The organism is Mycobacterium sp. (assembly GCF_052143115.1).
Lineage (GTDB): Bacteria > Actinomycetota > Actinomycetes > Mycobacteriales > Mycobacteriaceae > Mycobacterium.
On sequence record NZ_JBKQTQ010000142.1, the window covers coordinates 1 to 15,251 of the forward strand.

Annotated in this window: 15 protein-coding genes; 4 read left to right on the forward strand and 11 right to left on the reverse strand. The window is 64.6% G+C overall.

The window, feature by feature from the left end; translation table 11 throughout:
* From ACLQI9_RS15120 to ACLQI9_RS15150, 7 genes are all read right to left on the reverse strand, one after another.
* Positions 1-885 (reverse strand): hypothetical protein (locus ACLQI9_RS15120; protein WP_442391846.1); only part of this gene is annotated, 885 nt, incomplete at its 3' end.
* Complete coding sequence (locus ACLQI9_RS15125) at positions 882-1,646, reverse strand: SDR family NAD(P)-dependent oxidoreductase (protein WP_442391847.1); 765 nt, start codon at positions 1,644-1,646, stop codon at positions 882-884. The genes ACLQI9_RS15120 and ACLQI9_RS15125, both read right to left, overlap by 4 nt.
* Positions 1,643-4,033 carry a CaiB/BaiF CoA transferase family protein gene (locus ACLQI9_RS15130; protein WP_442391848.1) on the reverse strand — a complete coding sequence of 797 codons (2,391 nt, stop codon included), beginning with the start codon at positions 4,031-4,033 and terminating at the stop codon, positions 1,643-1,645. The genes ACLQI9_RS15125 and ACLQI9_RS15130 overlap by 4 nt, the downstream gene beginning before the upstream one ends.
* 16 nt (positions 4,034-4,049) lie before the next feature.
* Positions 4,050-5,018 carry an enoyl-CoA hydratase/isomerase family protein gene (locus tag ACLQI9_RS15135; RefSeq protein ID WP_442391849.1) on the reverse strand — a complete coding sequence of 323 codons (969 nt, stop codon included), beginning with the start codon at positions 5,016-5,018 and terminating at the stop codon, positions 4,050-4,052.
* Positions 5,019-5,040: 22 nt separating this feature from the next.
* A complete protein-coding gene (locus tag ACLQI9_RS15140; protein WP_442391850.1) occupies positions 5,041-5,877 on the reverse strand; it encodes a mycofactocin-coupled SDR family oxidoreductase in 837 nt (278 codons plus the stop codon).
* A gap of 7 nt (positions 5,878-5,884) precedes the next feature.
* A complete protein-coding gene (locus ACLQI9_RS15145) occupies positions 5,885-7,087 on the reverse strand; it encodes a cytochrome P450 (RefSeq protein WP_442391852.1) in 1,203 nt (400 codons plus the stop codon).
* A gap of 211 nt (positions 7,088-7,298) precedes the next feature.
* Positions 7,299-7,982 carry a TetR/AcrR family transcriptional regulator gene (locus ACLQI9_RS15150; protein WP_442379800.1) on the reverse strand — a complete coding sequence of 228 codons (684 nt, stop codon included), beginning with the start codon at positions 7,980-7,982 and terminating at the stop codon, positions 7,299-7,301.
* Positions 7,983-8,385: 403 nt separating this feature from the next.
* Between ACLQI9_RS15150 and ACLQI9_RS15155 the strand changes: the two genes are divergently transcribed.
* Genes ACLQI9_RS15155 through ACLQI9_RS15165 form a run of 3 tightly spaced genes read left to right on the forward strand, consistent with a single transcriptional unit; the run spans position 8,386 to position 10,729 of the window.
* Entirely contained in the window at positions 8,386-9,381 is a 996-nt protein-coding gene (locus tag ACLQI9_RS15155) for a GNAT family N-acetyltransferase (protein ID WP_442379782.1), read from the forward strand.
* Position 9,382: 1 nt separating this feature from the next.
* Positions 9,383-10,045, forward strand: a complete 663-nt coding sequence (locus ACLQI9_RS15160; protein ID WP_442379784.1) for a DUF5642 family protein — start codon at positions 9,383-9,385, stop codon at positions 10,043-10,045.
* A 24-nt stretch (positions 10,046-10,069) separates the two neighbouring features.
* The gene (locus ACLQI9_RS15165; protein ID WP_442379785.1) at positions 10,070-10,729 is read left to right on the forward strand and encodes a DUF5642 family protein; all 660 of its coding nucleotides are present in this window, start codon (positions 10,070-10,072) and stop codon (positions 10,727-10,729) included.
* Between the two features lie 3 nt (positions 10,730-10,732).
* Here the strand turns inward: ACLQI9_RS15165 and ACLQI9_RS15170 are convergent, their stop codons facing one another.
* Together ACLQI9_RS15170 and soxR are read right to left on the reverse strand one after the other, a co-directional pair.
* The gene (locus tag ACLQI9_RS15170; RefSeq protein WP_442379787.1) at positions 10,733-11,329 is read right to left on the reverse strand and encodes an alpha-ketoglutarate-dependent dioxygenase AlkB; all 597 of its coding nucleotides are present in this window, start codon (positions 11,327-11,329) and stop codon (positions 10,733-10,735) included.
* An 87-nt stretch (positions 11,330-11,416) separates the two neighbouring features.
* Complete coding sequence (gene soxR / locus ACLQI9_RS15175) at positions 11,417-11,848, reverse strand: redox-sensitive transcriptional activator SoxR (RefSeq protein ID WP_442379788.1); 432 nt, start codon at positions 11,846-11,848, stop codon at positions 11,417-11,419.
* A 46-nt stretch (positions 11,849-11,894) separates the two neighbouring features.
* On the opposite strand from soxR, the gene arcA reads away from it, so the two are divergent.
* Positions 11,895-13,103: an arginine deiminase gene (gene arcA / locus ACLQI9_RS15180; protein ID WP_442379790.1), complete on the forward strand. Its 1,209-nt coding sequence runs from the start codon at positions 11,895-11,897 to the stop codon at positions 13,101-13,103.
* A 41-nt stretch (positions 13,104-13,144) separates the two neighbouring features.
* Here arcA and ACLQI9_RS15185 read toward each other — a convergent pair whose 3' ends face one another.
* Positions 13,145-14,005, reverse strand: coding sequence for a hypothetical protein (locus tag ACLQI9_RS15185; RefSeq protein ID WP_442379792.1), 861 nt, complete (start codon positions 14,003-14,005; stop codon positions 13,145-13,147).
* A 113-nt stretch (positions 14,006-14,118) separates the two neighbouring features.
* The coding region (locus tag ACLQI9_RS15190; RefSeq protein ID WP_442391851.1) for a dolichyl-phosphate-mannose--protein mannosyltransferase at positions 14,119-15,251 on the reverse strand (1,133 nt) is incomplete at its 5' end.

Here is a 15,251-nt window from a genome sequence, read left to right on the forward strand (position 1 = left end):
GGCGTTGTCGGCGTCGCGCCAGAACCAGGCGTTGTCGACGTTGGCATTCCAATGGCACAGCGCGAGGTAGTCGGTCGCGCCGGCCAGATAACCCCACACCGCAGGCTCGTGCCGCAGGAATCGAGGCGCGTCGTCGCGCAGGCGCGCGATGAATTGCGCTGACCGAACGTTGGCGGGCAGCAGCCCCGGGCTGGTCTTAGCGAACTCGGCGAGTCGGTTCAGTCGCCGGTCCAGTTTCTCGGCGCTGAGCGGTACTCGTCCAGCGACCTGCGCCGCCTGGAGGTCGACCGGGAACTGACCGGCCTGATCGGGACGCAGGCATCCCGATCGGTGGTAGGCGATAAGCCGGGCCAGCGCGGTCAGCAACGCGCGGTAGTGATCCAGTGGTTCGAGCATCTCGTAGTCCAGGCACTTGTGGTATTGGCGCTCGATGCCGTTGGCTGCGAAATGAATTCGTTCGGTGATCAGGATTCCGGTACCCGTGTCGCGGTGGTAGTCGGCAAACTGGGTAGCGGGTACGGTGATCGGGAACCCGGGCGCGTCGGACAACGACGCGAACAGCACCTCAGACTCCATCTGCGTCTTCCCGCGGTCACGGATGGGGTTGTCCAAGTCGCGGGAGAACTTTACAAACAAGTCGGTGTGGGCGTGCGCGTCAGGCTTCTCGTATTCGATGCGCAGCAGAAGTTTCCGGCCGGTGCTTCCGCCCGGAACTTCTTGAAACCCGCTGATCTGCGTGACAGAGTTGTCGGCGGTCAGCGCACCCGAGGCGCGCAATGCTCGGGTGAGAAACGCTGTGCCACCGGCGCGCAACGCGGCCGGGTCCGCGGGAATGGAAAGCCCAAAGTGATCACCGGTGACCCAACGATCGCCTGCGTCGATCACCAGGTCTGTTCGGCGGCGCGGACCAACATGTGGTTGACGGCCACTCTCCGGTCACGGGTGACGATGTACAGCACCGCGTCGGCGATGTCTTCAGGCGCCAACTTGACCATGTCGGCGGTCTGGCGATCGAACGCTTTGCGCGATTCGGGGGACAGGTGGCTGCTGATCTCGGTGTCAACGGTGCCCGGCCCCACGACGCCGACCCGCACTCGCTTGCCCAACAACTCCTGGCGAATGCCCTCACTGAACGCGTTCACGCCGAATTTCGTCAGCGAATAGACGGCGGTGCCGGGACGGGCGACCCAGCCGGCGGTGGAACTGATGGTGACCAGATCGGCGACACCGCGTGGTGAGTCTGCGGCCGCGTCGATCAGATGGGGGACCGCGGCCCGGGTGACGTACAAGACACCCTGCACGTTGACCCGCACCAGGTCATCCCAATCCTGCAGCGGCGCTTCGGCTGCGGGCGCCATCCGCATCAGCCCGGCATTGTTCACCACAGTGTCGAGCCGCCCCAGCTCCCCAACCACCCGCTGCACCGCCGCGGCTACCTGTTCGGCGTTGGTGACGTCGGCGGGCACCGCCAGCGCGGTGCCGCCTGACGATTCGATATCGGCTTTGAGTTCGTCGAGTCGATCAGCGCGGCGGGCCAGCAGGGCGACCGCAGCGCCCTCGGCCGCCAGTGTCTTCGCCGTCGCGGCGCCGATGCCGCTGCTGGCACCCGTTACCAACGCCGCAGTGCCGGCCAACGTCGTGGTCATGTTCTCTCCGTCGCATGGGGGAGCAAGATTTTGTTCAGAACATAGTCGTTGTGCTCGCCGAGGTCGGGAGCGCCGCGCGCAATCTCGGCCGGAGCAGCCGACATTCGCCACGGCGCTGCCAGTATCGGCCGTTGCCCTTCGCGATGATCGCTGACGAAGCGATAAAGCTCGCGTTCCCAGAGCAGCTGATCGCTGATCACGTCGAGGGATGTCGCGCTTTTGCTCGACGGCACACCAGCCGACCTGAGCCGCTGCGCCAGCTGCCCGGCGTCGCGGCTCTTGGTGAACCGGGCTAGGTCCGTGTCGAGCGCATCGGTGTGTTGGAGTCGCTCCGCCATGCCGGCGTAGCGCGTGTCATCGGCGAGCGTGGCGGCGCCGAGGACGTCGCACAGTGCGCGCCACTGCCTGTCGTCGGCCACGGCAACGCTGATCCAGTCCCCGCCCGAACAGGGATAGCAGTTGTGCGGGACCATATCTGGATCGCGGTTGCCTTCAGGGAAGACGTGCGTGCCGGTGAGATCCTGTTCGAGTAGGCAATCGCCGATCATCGACGACAGCGTTTCCACCGCCGACACGTCGACGAATTGGCCTTCTCCGCTGAGGTCTCGATGAAGCAAGGAGGTTACCGCGGCGAGCGCCGCGGCCGCGCCGACGGTGGAATCGCCGTAACGCATGTTGGTGCCGAGCGGGGGTCCACCTGGATAGCCCACCAGGGAAGCGAGTCCGGCCAAGGCGGCGAAACATGGCGCGTAACCGGTCTGATAGCCCAACGGTCCGTTGTTGCCCCACATCTTGATTGACACCGAGATGATGTCGCCCTTGATGGACTTGAGCTGCTGATAGCCGAGTCCCAGCCGCTCCATCGCCCCGGGACGAAGATTGTTGACGACGATGTCGCTCTGGGCGATCAGGTCGCGAAGGCAGTCCACGCCCGCTGCTGACTTCAGATCCAACTCCACGCTGAGGACTTCGGGATTGATGCTCAGAAAGTAGGGCGCGTGGTTGATGTCGGTCCCGCCGTAGGCGCGCATCTCGTCGGGATTGCCGGAGCTTTCGACCTTGATCACTTCGGCGCCCAGGAACGCAAGGAGCTTGCCGGCGTACGGGCCGGCCCACACTTTGGTGAGCTCGACGACCCGCACTCCTTCCAGCGGGCCGCCTCGTGACACCTTCGGCGGTTTGAGTTGGGCCGACTTCACCGTCGGCACCGGACGTGGCGTTTCGATGCTGTCCGCGATCTCGGCGGTGTGCTGGCCCAGGGCGGGCGCCGCACTCGTGATGCGCGCCGGTGATGCGCTCATCAGGTAGGGAACGGTCGGATAGGCCGCGGTGCCCAATACCGGATGGGTGACGTGCTGGAAAAAGCCGCGATGACGGTACTGAGGCGAGTTCTTCAGGTCGGCAGCGCTTTTGACGGGCACCAGGGGGACTCCCAACCGCTGCGCCTCTTCGGCAGCCGCATCTTTGGTCAGGCCGGCGACCCACTTGGCGAACCCGTTCTGAAATGTCACCACTTTCTCTGGCGTGACCGAGAACTCCAGCCAGTCGTCGTCGAACGCGTCGAGCCATTCCGGTCGGCCCATCAGCTTTTTGAGGCCCGTCCAGTGATTGCGGCTGGTCATGTAGAGATAGATGAACCCATCTGCGCACGCAAAGAATGAGGCCGGGCCCTGCTGATCGTAGTCCTCGCGGGTGTTTTCGGGCGCGACCTCCCCGGTGATGAACCTGCCCAGTACGCAGTCGGCGCGCGACGCCAGCACCGCCTGCTGCGACACGTCGATGAATTCGCCTTTCCCACTGTGCAGATGCCAGAACAGCGACGCCGCGACGCACAGCGCCGCGTCGAGCCCGGCCTCATAGTCGGCGAGGAATCGGCCCGGTCCCTTCAACGGCGGTTTGGCGGGATTGGCATGGCTGGGTGTGTGGTAGCCCCATCCGCTGCTGTTGAACACGTTGAAACTCTTGGCGTTCTGGAACTCGGGCGGGGCGCCGCCGCCGTACGGCGTGATCGAGCACAACACCACGGCGGGGTACCGACGCGCAACATCGTTCGCTGACACGCCAACCGCTTCAACCCACGAGGGTGCGTGATCGTCGACGACCGCGTCTGCCGCGGCGATCATCCGGTGCAGCTTCTCGATATCGGCGACGCAGGAGACGTCGAGCACGACGGAACGCTTGTTGGTATTCAGATACGCGAAAAGCGCGCTGCGTTCGGGCCCGCCGCCGTCACCGATGATCGGCGCCATCGACCGAGTCGGGCTACCGCAATCCGGACGTTCGATTTTGATCACCTCGGCGCCGAAGTCCGCGAGCAGTTTCCCGCAGTATTCTCCGGCAACCGATTCGGCCAGCTCGACGATCCTGATACCAGTCAGTGCCGACATGCACTACCTCGAAACGTCAGGGCTTGTTGCGTCCCGAGCGGCTGAGCCGCCACTCCGGCGGGAAGTTCATGTCGTTGTCTTTGACGACGTTGTTGAGGCCCTTTTCGAAGGTTCCCTCGGTGAGGTCGACCTCTTGCGCGTCGTTTTGGATCAGCGGCAACATGCCTTCGATCATCCCGGTGAGCAGGCTGCCGAAGTATTCGCCTTTGTGCTGCTTGTAGAGCTCCAGGAACGTCTTCTGCACCGCGACGGTGTCGGTCGGGCGCGACTTCGAGCATGCCAGCGCGTATTTCAGCGTTTCGTCCTCCAGCTTGTCGCGGGGCACCACGCTGTTGACGAAGCCGCAGTCGTACATCTCCTTGGCACTGAACGGTCGGCCGGTGAACAGCATTTCGGAGAACTTCCGCAGGCCCATGGTCTCGGCCCACCACCACAGCCGTGGTCCCCAGCCGACGTAGCGGAAGGCCGGATGTCCGAAAAGGGCGTCTTCAGAGGAGATCACCAGGTCGGCGTCGCCGGCCTGATAGAAGTGCCAGCCGTAGCAGTAGCCTTTGGCCTCGATGATGCTGATCTTGCGAAGCTCCTGCAGCGGCCGGCAACCGGCGCGCGCCTTGGAGTAGAAATCGGTGACGGTGGACAGATAGCGATACGAACCGCCCGGCGGGTACTTGACGTCGTCATCGTTGATCGCGAGCTCGTGCAACAGCGGCATACCGGGGTTCTCCAGCATCGGCCGCTGTTCGGGCAAGTCCCCGCCACTACCGAAATCCTCTCCCTCGCCACGGATCACTACGACCTTGACCTCGTCGTCGACGTTGCACTTGTGGAGCAGGTCGGCGTAGTTCTGCCGCATGCCCAGGGTGGTGGAGTTCTGCGCCTGAGGACGATCGAAGGTGATGTAGGCGATTCTGTTCTTCTTGTCCTTCTCGAACCTGATGTACTGCTCGGCTTCCTTCTTCAGTTTTTCGTAGTCGTACTCGGGCATGTGACCCTCCACTTCCTTGTGTCTACTTGAGCAAAGCACCCGCATCAACGGGCAGCGAAACGCCAGTGACATAACGAGATTCGTCAGAGGCGAGGAACAGGACCGCGTTGCTGATGTCGGCGGCCTCCACCCACGGCACCGGCAACGTGTGCGTCATCTGCGAGAACGGGGCGAAGTCGTCTGGTCCTGGATTCTCCAGGTCCGGTCGAAACAATTTGAACGTCACGTCGTTCATGGTCATCGGAGTGTTGACCTGGCTGGGGTCCACCGAGTTCACCCGGATTCGGTGCTGGCCGAGTTCGACCGCGAACGCGCGCATGAGACCCACGACACCGTGTTTGGCCGCGATGTAGTGGCCGGTGTGCGCGAAGGCCTTGTGCGCCCCGACGGAACCCGTTAGCACAATCGAGCCACCTCGCTCGCCCGCGAGGATATGCGGCACACCGGCTTTCACCGTCTTCCAGACCCCGGACAGGTTGATGTCGATCATGTCCTGCCAGATGTTCTCGCGAATCTTGTGCAACTTGTTGCCACCGTTGCCGATCCCCGCGTTGGCGACGATGATGTCGAGTCGGCCGAGTTGCGCCACACCGCTGTCGACGGCCGCCTTTAGGGCGTCGTAGTCGCGCACGTCGACTTCCGCAGTCACGATGCGGCGGTCGTAACCCTTAACCAGGTCGGCGGTCTCGGCGAGGTCGGCCGGCGTCGCCGCCGGGTAGACCACGTTGTCGACCGGCTTGCAGATGTCGATGGCGATGATGTCGGCGCCCTCTTGGGCCAATCGGACGGCGTGGCTGCGGCCCTGGCCGCGCGCTGCGCCGCTGACGAACGCGACCTTACCCTCGACGCGAGCAGTCATCGTCGCCTCATGGTGTCCGGGCCGGCATCGACTCCCACCCTCGCACCGTCGATGTCGGGCTGAGGCGGGCATTCGCCAGGTCGATTTCCCACTCCGGAAAGCGCTTGAGGATCTCTTCGAGGGCGATTCGGCCTTCCAGGCGCGCCAGCGCTGAGCCCAGACAGAAGTGGGTGCCGACGCTGAAGGCCAGGTGTTGGTGAGCAGGCCGGTGGATGTTGAATTCCTCACTGTCGGGGCTGAATTGGCGGTCGTCGCGGCAGGCGGCTCCGATCAGCATCATCATCACGCTGCCTGCGGGCACAGTCTGGTCGTAGCAGGTGACGTCGCGTGTCACGTGCCGGGCCGTGTGCGGTGCCGGTGGCTCGTAGCGCAGCAGTTCTTCGATGGCCTGCGGTATCAGCGCCGGGTCGCGGGCCATTTCGCGACGCTGATCCAGATGTTCGGCGAGAATCTTTCCGGCCCAACCGATCAGCCGCGTGGTGGTCTCGTTGCCTGCGCCGGCGACGACGTTGAGGTAGATCAGCAACTCGTCGCGGGTCAGTCGGCGGGTGGTGCCGGTCTCGTCGACGAACTCGACGTTGAGCAGTTCGGTCATGATGTCGTCGGACGGATGCGTGGCGCGCCAATCGATGTAGGCGGCGAAGATTTCGCCGGTGGCCAAGCCCTCGTCGGCGTTCATGGGTTTTCCGGCTTCGGTGCGCAGCTGCGCGTTGGTGCGGTCGCGGATGAATTCCTGATCGTCTTCCGGAATGCCGAGCAGCATGCTGATGACCTTCATCGGCATCTGGGCTCCCAGGTCGGCGACGAAGTCGATGTGTCCCGATCCGATGAGCGGGTCCAGCGACTGGCCGCAGAATTCGCGAATCTTGGGCTCGAGCGCAGCGATTTTGCGCGGGGTGAACATGCGGGCCAGCAGCTTGCGGTGCACGTCGTGGATCGGCGGATCCTCCATGATGAGCATGCCGGGTGGGATGTCGAGATTGGCCTTGATCAACTCCAGGATGATGCCCCGCGCTGAACTGAACGCCCCGTGGTCGACCAGGCCCTTGTCGACATCGGCGAACCGGCTGAACGCGTAGAAATCATGCTGTGCGTTGTAGTACAGCGGCGCCTCTTCGCGAAGTCGGCGGAACATCGGATAGGGGTCGGCGTTGAGGACGACGTCGTAGGGGTCGTAATAGACGTCCTGGACGTCCAAGCCGGTGCTGATCGTCACGAAATCTCGCCTTTCGCCACAACTTCCAAGATCTCCGATGCGCCACCAGCCGGGATCGATGCCGCCAGTGTGTCAGCGTCTGAGGCGGTTCGGGCGATTTGTACTTTCTGCTTAATCCATCCGCGCTCGCCGGCTCAGGCGCGATTGGCAAACTCTATTGTCGTAGAGAACCACATGAGCCCAGGTTGGGCAAGACCGGGTTGTCTTAGCGGGCGGGCGATGATCGCCGGCGGCGGGGCTGCACCGAGGCGCCGTCGTGGGTGAGCCGTCCCTGCTGCTCGCTGCCCAAAATGCCCGCGACGATGGCCGACAGAACGCCGTCGAGCCGTTCCGGGCTGTCGATGATCCGGTCGCCGTGGGCGAATCGCAGCAAAAGGCCGTTGATGAACGTCAGCGTGACGTTGCTCAGATCGTCGACGACGGCGGGATCCAGGTCGGCGCCGTGCGGCAGCAACTGCACCAGGATGTCGTGGTGCAGCTTGGTGAATGCGTCGGTGGCGCGCTCCAGGGTTGCGGCAATCGCCGCATCGCGGGTCGCCTGCATGGTCAGCTCATAGCGCGCCTTGGTTCGGCTCAGCTGCGGCTCTTCCCCGGACTGGATGACCAGCGTTGCCAAGGTGGAGGCCGACGCCCCGTCGTCGAGGCCGGCCCGGTCGGCGACCGACTGCAAAGCGGCCAGGTCCAGCTCGGCCATCCGCTCGGCAACCGCGCGCAACAGCGCTGAGCGGGTGCGGAAGTAGAACGAGGTGGTGCCGTCGGGAACGCCGGCGCGCGCGTCGACTTTCAGATGGCTCAGGCCCTTGGCGCCGTCGTCGGCCAACAGTTGGATCGCCGCATCGCACAGTTCGCGGCGGCGCCGGTCCGGATTTGGCTTGCGTCTCTTCTGTATGCCGGCAGTGTAGCGGCCGGTTACAGGCGGTTTTGGCGTCAAAGCTGATCTTTGCGGTGTGATGGGTTTTGGCTCGACACCAGACTACTCTATATTCGTAGTGTCAATCAAAATCGTCTAGCCGGTCGAACGGGTTGTCTGCACCCGATCGTCGGTGATGTCCATCCCGCGAGTCTGGACCGGCCGGGACCGAAGTACACATCCGGGCTGGACTTCCCAGTGCATGGTCGCTGCAACGTCGATGCAAATCCTTGCTGCACCCGAACCCAGCCCATAACCTTGGCAGCATCGGACCGCGATGGGGGTCGCCGACCCGGCGGGTATGAGACGACAACAGGGACGGATAGATGGCGCAGCGGTCACCGCGAGTCCCCGGCATACCCGACCCATCCGGGACGCCGTAGTGACCGAACTGACCGCGCTGCGCGCCGACGAACTCGCCGCATTGGACATCTTCAAGGGCTGTCCGCCCGTGGACTTGATGCCGCTGGCGGCCAGCCTGCAGCCGCTGCAGGCCGCCGCGAGCCAGGTGCTCATGCAGCAAGGTGAGCAGGCGGTTTCCTTCCTGCTGATCTCGTCGGGTACCGCCGAGATCAGGCACGTCGGAGACGACGACGTCGTGACCGTCGAGCAGGTGTCCGCCGGCACGATCGTCGGTGAGATCGCCCTGCTGCGTGAGATCCCGCGGACCGCGACCGTGACCACGACCGAGCCCTTGACCGGCTGGATCGGCGACAACGACGCATTCGCGCGGATGGTGCACATCCCGGGGATCATGAGCCGGTTGGTGCGCACGGTCCGCCAGCGACTCGCCGCCTTCCTGACGCCGATCCCGGTTCGGGTTCGGGACGGAACAGAACTGCTGCTTCGTCCGGTATTGCCCGGTGACAGCGAGCGGACCATGCAGGGTCATGTCGAGTTCTCCAGCGACACGCTCTATCGCCGATTCATGTCGCCGCGAGTTCCCAGCCCGGCGCTGATGGACTACCTGGCCGAGGTCGACTACGTCGACCACTTCGTGTGGGTGATGACCGATGCGGATGGCAACCCGGTTGCGGACGGCCGCTTCGTTCGAGACGACCACGACCCTACCGTCGCCGAGATCGCGTTCACCGTCGCCGACGCCTACCAGGGCCGCGGTATCGGCTCCTTCCTGATTACCGCGCTCTCCGTCGCCGCCCGGGTCGACGGAGTGGAAAAGTTCTCCGGCCGGATGCTCGCCGACAACGTGGCGATGCGGACGATCATGGACCACTACGGCGCTTTCTGGGAGCGCGACGACGTCGGGGTGGTCACCACCGTCATCGACGTGCCCGATCCGCGCGACCTTCCGTTAAGCCGCGACATGACGAACAACATCAAACGTACAGCGCGCCAAGTTATTCGGGCTGTCGGCTAGCATGCGACTCCGCGTCGCTGCGGTGGTTGTCCTGCTGCTCGCCTCATGCGCTCACGCACGCCAACCCGCGCCGACGCCTTCCGGCAGCACGCAGGCTCGCCAGGTCAACCCCGCCAACATCAGGCGGGTGGGACGCGAACTGCCGCCCGGCTATGAGGTAACCGGGATTTCGGGCGTGGCTGCGCCGCCGACGATCTGGGGTCTTGGCGGGGACGGCGCGGCGGCCCCGGCGCGGTGCGCGGCGCTGGCCGACCCGGCCGACGGTCACGGGCAATCCGCCCAAGGCATTTCGGGTTCCGGTGCGGGCGGCATCGTCTACGCGGTGGTCGTGGCCGTGCCGACGGGCCCGGTGACGCTGGATCAGTCCCTGGTTACCCAGTGCCGCGGGTGGACCATGACCAGCGGGCGTGCCACGGCCCGGGTTCATCTCGTCGATCCGCCCCGCATCGACGGCGCCGAAACCCTCGGTATGGCTACCGATATCACCACGTCGGTCGAAGGCGGCAATGAAATCGGCTCTCGGGCAAACACCTTCACCGCTTATCTGGGCGACTACTATGCGTTCACCACGCTGATCAGTGACCCCGGCTCAGCGCATTCGCCGCTGACGCCACAGTTCGCGGCCGATCTGCTGGTGAAAACCGTGTCGGCGTTAGGCGCCTGAGGGAGGTGCATTAGATTGACGCGGATGATGAGGATAGCGGTCGCGATCGGAAGTGCCTGCTTGCTGGCGGCCTGTTCATCTCACGGATCATCGGAGAGCGCCCCGACCGCCGATATCACAAAGATTTCGCAGGTGAAGTCCGATTTCGGGCCGGAGTTCAAGGTCAAAGACGTCCCGAAGACCGCAATTGACCCCAAGGTGTTGTCGACGCACAAGCTTCCGCCGGGGCTGAAGTTCGAGCCGCCCGATTGCTCATCATTCGTGGTTGGCGAGGACATGCCGCCGGGCCTGCAGGGAAACATGGCCGCCGTGGCCGCCGAGGGTGATGGCAATCGCTTCATTGCCATGGCCGTGCAGACGTCCGCGGCAGTGCCGTTCAACGACCCGGGACGCAACTGCCGGAAGGTGGGATTCGAGGGCGGCCGCTTGCGCGGGCTCATCGAGGTCGTCGAAGCGCCGCAGATTCAGGGGACACGCACCCTGGGCGTGCACCGTGTCCTGCAAACGACGGTGAACGGAAAGCCGCGCAGCGGCGAGCTTTACAACTACACCGCGCACTTCGGCGACTATCAGGTGATCATCACCGCCAACCCGGTGCTGCAACCCGGCAAGTCGGCCACGCCCATCGACACCAATCGGGCGCGCGACTTGCTGGTCAAATCGGTCGCGGCAATCAGAAGCTGATTTCTAGCGCACGTCTCTGGGCCGGAACTGGATACTGACCCGCGGGCTGCTACACGCCGACGTTTTGGGAACCGAGTGTTCCCACGTCCGCTGACAAGAACCGCCCATCACCAGCAGATCTCCGTGCGCCTGTGGGAGCCGCAACGACGGGCCGCCGCCGCGCGGTCGTAACGCGAAGGTACGGGTGGCGCCGAGGCTGACGATCGCCACCATGGTGTCCTGGGTGCTGCTGCGGCCGATGGTGTCGCCGTGCCAGGCGACGCTGTCCGACCCGTCGCGATAGCAGCACAGACCCACGGTGGTGAACGGCTCGCCCAATTCGCCGGCGTAGATGTCGTTGAGCCGGCGGCGTAACCGGCTCAGCCGTGGATGCGGTGGATCCTCGACCGTGAGGTCATGAAAGCTCACCAGGCGCGGCACATCGAGGACGCGGTCGTACATCTGACGCCGCTCGGCGCGCCACGGCACCGTTGTCAGCAGTTCGCCCAACCAGTCGTCGGCGCCGGTCAGCCATCCGGAGCGGATATCGATCCAGGCCCCCTTGCCGAGCTGCCTCCGTTCGTTGCATTCGAACAACGACTCCTGTACTGCAATCGCCACGACGGCGATTCTATCGCACACCCGTTCGAATTCGCGCGGCGACGATGCGGGCCGTGGAACGGCCCGAAGAGAGGCCGCGCAATCGAACTACAGCCGGACCGGACCGGGCCCCTGCTTGGCGAGCACGTCGCCCGGATTGGTCAACGCGCAACTGCGCAGGCTCAGACAACCGCAACCGATGCAGTCGGCGAGGTTATCGCGCAGCCGCTGAAGATGCAGGATCCGATCGTCGAGGTCTGCCCGCCAGCCCGCGGACAGCCGCGCCCAGTCCCGGCTGGTCGCAACCCGATCGGCGGGCAGCGTGGCCAGTGCCGCGCGCACACGCGCCAGCGGGATGCCCAGCCGGTGCGACATCCGGATGAAGGCGACCCGCCTGAGGGTGTCGCGACTGTAGCGGCGCTGGTTGCCCGACGTGCGCCTGCTGGTGATCAGCCCCTGCCGCTCGTAGAAGTGCAAAGCCGAGACCGCAACGCCGGCCCGAGCGGCCAGTTCTCCCGGTAGCAGTTCCTCGGTGTCCATAACCTGAACCGTACTTGAGGTGACGGTTCGGGTTACCGTGCTAACTGTGAGTAGCAGCGAGCTGGGGTCCAACTCCGAAGTGGGTGCACTGCGAGTGGCGATCCTGCACCGACCGGGCGCCGAACTGCGCCGACTCACGCCGCGTAACAACGACGATCTGCCGTTCGACGGATTGCCCTGGGTTGCAAGGGCGCGGGAGGAACACGATGCATTCGCCGAGCTGCTGCGGTCCCGCGGCATCGAGGTGCTGCTGCTCTCCGACCTGCTGACGGAAGCTCTGCAGAGCGGTGCCGCCAGGATGCAGGGCATCGCTGCCGCCGTTGATGCTCCACGACTCGGATTACCTCTGGCGCAAGAGCTCTCGGCCTTGCTGCGTGGCCTTGACCCGGCCAGGTTGGCCCATGTGCTGATGGCCGGCATGATGTTCGCCGAGCTGCCGTCGGACGCGGGCGCGGACGACTCGTTGGTGCGCCGCATGCATCACGGCACCGACTACGTCATCGAGCCATTGCCGAACCTGGTGTTCACCCGCGACTCGTCGATCTGGATCGGTCCCCGGATCGTCATCCCGTCACTGGCCCTGCCGGCGCGGGTGCGCGAGGCGTCGTTGACCGATCTGATCTATGCCCACCATCCGCGGTTCACCGGTGTGCGGCGCGCCTACGAATCCCGCACCGCGCCCGTCGAAGGCGGTGACGTGTTGCTGCTGGCGCCGGGCGTCGTCGCGGTCGGGGTGGGTGAACGGACCACTCCGGCGGGTGCGGAAGCTTTGGCGCGCAGCCTGTTCGACGACGATCTGGCTAGCACGGTACTGGTCGTGCCGCTGGCTCAGGAACGCGCGCAGATGCACTTGGACACCGTGTGCACGATGGTCGACACGGACGCGGTGGTGATGTATGCCAATGTCGTCGAGACATTATCCGCCTTCACGATCGCGCGCACACCCGACGGCGTGAAGATCTCGGACGAGACGCCGTTCGTGGAGGCCGCGGCCACCGCGATGGGTATCGACAAGTTGCGCGTCATCGACACCGGGCTGGATCCCGTTGTCGCCGAACGTGAACAGTGGGATGACGGCAACAACACGTTGGCGTTGTCGCCCGGGGTCGTCGTCGCTTACGAGCGCAATGCGCGAACCAACGCTCGTCTGGCGGACGCCGGGATCGAGGTGTTGACGATCGCCGCCTGCGAATTGGGGACTGGTCGGGGTGGCCCGCGGTGCATGTCCTGTCCCGCCGCCCGCGACCCGCTGTAAACGTCGTTGAGATTGCGTTCAGGGCTGTCGCCGGACACCCATCACGACCCTGAGTGCAATTTCAACTGATACCCGCGGCGGGCCAACGCATCCGACACCCGATGAATGATGAATCGTCGGCTGTGTTCGGCGACCACGTGAATGTCGATCCAGCCTTGACGTTCGATGAGCTCTGCCCGACCGATGTCGTGCACGTACCGGCTGCGATCAACGCTGTGGTGCTGGCCGTCGTAGTCGAGGCCGATCATCGGTTCGTCGTAACCCATATCAATGAATGCCTCATTGACACCGTCGGTCAGCCTTATTTGTGTTCTCGGCGCGGGTAGTCCGGCGTCGATGAGTAGGAGCCGCAACCAGGTTTCCTTCGGTGATTGAGCACCTGGGTCCGTCAGGCTGAGTGCGACCTCTGATCGACGCAGTCCTCGCGCCCTTGGATAGCGCTCGGCCAGCGATAGGGCATCGCATGCCGTTACGCCCGTTGCGCGGGCCAACGCGTCGAGGTGCATTACGGCGACATCGCGGGGCAAATGTCGGGCAAGATCCAGGGCGGTCCTCGCCGGGCTGGTCACCGGCATTTTGTTAACCTCGACGATCTCGTCAGCCTCGATCCTTTCGTTGCGCACCACAATTCCTGACGGCGGCCGGGTGGTACGCCAAATCATCTCGATGGGTGTTGTCGCGTCGACCCACAGGGCGCCGTGTAGCGCTGCGGCGGCGCGCCCGGCGATCACGCCGCTTCGACCTGACCAGAGCCACGCGCCGACGGTATTGCGCCACAGGGAGGGAGCGGTCGCTCTCGGGGCATAGACGTCGGGAAACATTGCGCAGTAATTCCAGCGCAACTGCCCCCTGGTAAGCGCGCCGCGGCCGAGCATTTCTGTGCCGATGAAGATTTCAGACATGCTGTGATGCTGATTGCACGCACCGACGTCTCGCCGTCGGTGCGGTGAGATTGCACCCAGGGTTGTGGATAAGCTCGGACCAACAGCCTTGAGTGCAATGTCAATGCGCGCCGTCACCGCCAGCTGGGCAGCCAGATCTCCATGTTCCAGGTGGTCTGCGAAATCGGCTGACCGGTCAGCACCGGAAACAGCCACGCGAAGTTCGTCAGCACCATTGCGACGTAACAGGATACGGCGATCAGTCCGAGCGTGCGGCGTTCGGCGCCTTGACCGGGTTTGTAGAGGATGTCGCCACAGATCAGCGCGATCGCCATCACCAAAAACGGCGCCATGGTGGCGGCATAGAAGAAGTACATCTGCCGGTCGATGTCGGCGAACCATGGCAGCCAGCCGGCGCAGTAGCCGACCAGCACGACGGCGTAGCGCCAGTCGCGGCGCACGATCGTCCGCCAGCAGGCGTAGCCGAGGACGGGCACAGCAAGCCACCACATCGCCGGCGTGCCGACCAGCATTACCGCCTTGACGCACGATTGCGCGCCGCAGCCCGGTACGTTCTGCTGATCGATGGCGTAGAGCACCGGCCGTAGCGACATCGGCCACGACCACGGTTTGGATTCCCATGGATGGTAGTTGCCCGCTGAATTCGTCAGGCCGGCGTGGAACTGATAGGCCTTGGCGGTGTAATGCCACAGCGAGCGGATCGCATCGGGCAGCGGGAAATTCGACTGCGGCCCGATCGACTGGCCGACCTCGTGTCGATCGATTGCGGTCTCGGAGGCGAACCAGGGCGCGTAGCTGGCCAAGTACACGCCGAAGGGGATGAGCAGCAGCGCGTAGGCGGTGGGACCCAGGTCGCGGCGGACGACACCCAGCCAGGGTCGCAGCACTCGGTATTGGCGGCGTGCCGCCACGTCGAACGCCAACGACATCAACCCGAAGAACATCACGAAGTACAGCCCGGACCACTTTGTCGCACAAGCTAAACCGAGCAGCACTCCGGCGCCGAACCGCCACCAGCGCACACCCAGCCGTGGTCCCCACACCGTCTCGTTGGTGCGCCCCTCGATCAGCGCGACGTGCATGCGCTCGCGTACCTGATCCCGGTCGACGATCAGCGCACCGAACGCGGCGACCACGAAGAACGCCAGGAAGCCGTCGAGTAGTGCGGTGCGCGCCACGACAAAGCTGACCCCGTCGCCGATGAGCAGCAGTCCGGCGATTGCGCCGACCAACGTCGAGCGGCTGA

Coding starts and splice junctions, on each gene's coding strand:
- ACLQI9_RS15125 (WP_442391847.1), bottom strand. CDS start 1,646: ATGACCACGACGTTGGCCGGCACTGCGGCGTTGGTAACGGGTGCCAGC.
- ACLQI9_RS15130 (WP_442391848.1), bottom strand. CDS start 4,033: ATGTCGGCACTGACTGGTATCAGGATCGTCGAGCTGGCCGAATCGGTT.
- ACLQI9_RS15135 (WP_442391849.1), bottom strand. CDS start 5,018: ATGCCCGAGTACGACTACGAAAAACTGAAGAAGGAAGCCGAGCAGTAC.
- ACLQI9_RS15140 (WP_442391850.1), bottom strand. CDS start 5,877: ATGACTGCTCGCGTCGAGGGTAAGGTCGCGTTCGTCAGCGGCGCAGCG.
- ACLQI9_RS15160 (WP_442379784.1), top strand. CDS start 9,383: ATGCGACTCCGCGTCGCTGCGGTGGTTGTCCTGCTGCTCGCCTCATGC.
- ACLQI9_RS15165 (WP_442379785.1), top strand. CDS start 10,070: ATGATGAGGATAGCGGTCGCGATCGGAAGTGCCTGCTTGCTGGCGGCC.
- soxR (WP_442379788.1), bottom strand. CDS start 11,848: ATGGACACCGAGGAACTGCTACCGGGAGAACTGGCCGCTCGGGCCGGC.
- ACLQI9_RS15185 (WP_442379792.1), bottom strand. CDS start 14,005: ATGTCTGAAATCTTCATCGGCACAGAAATGCTCGGCCGCGGCGCGCTT.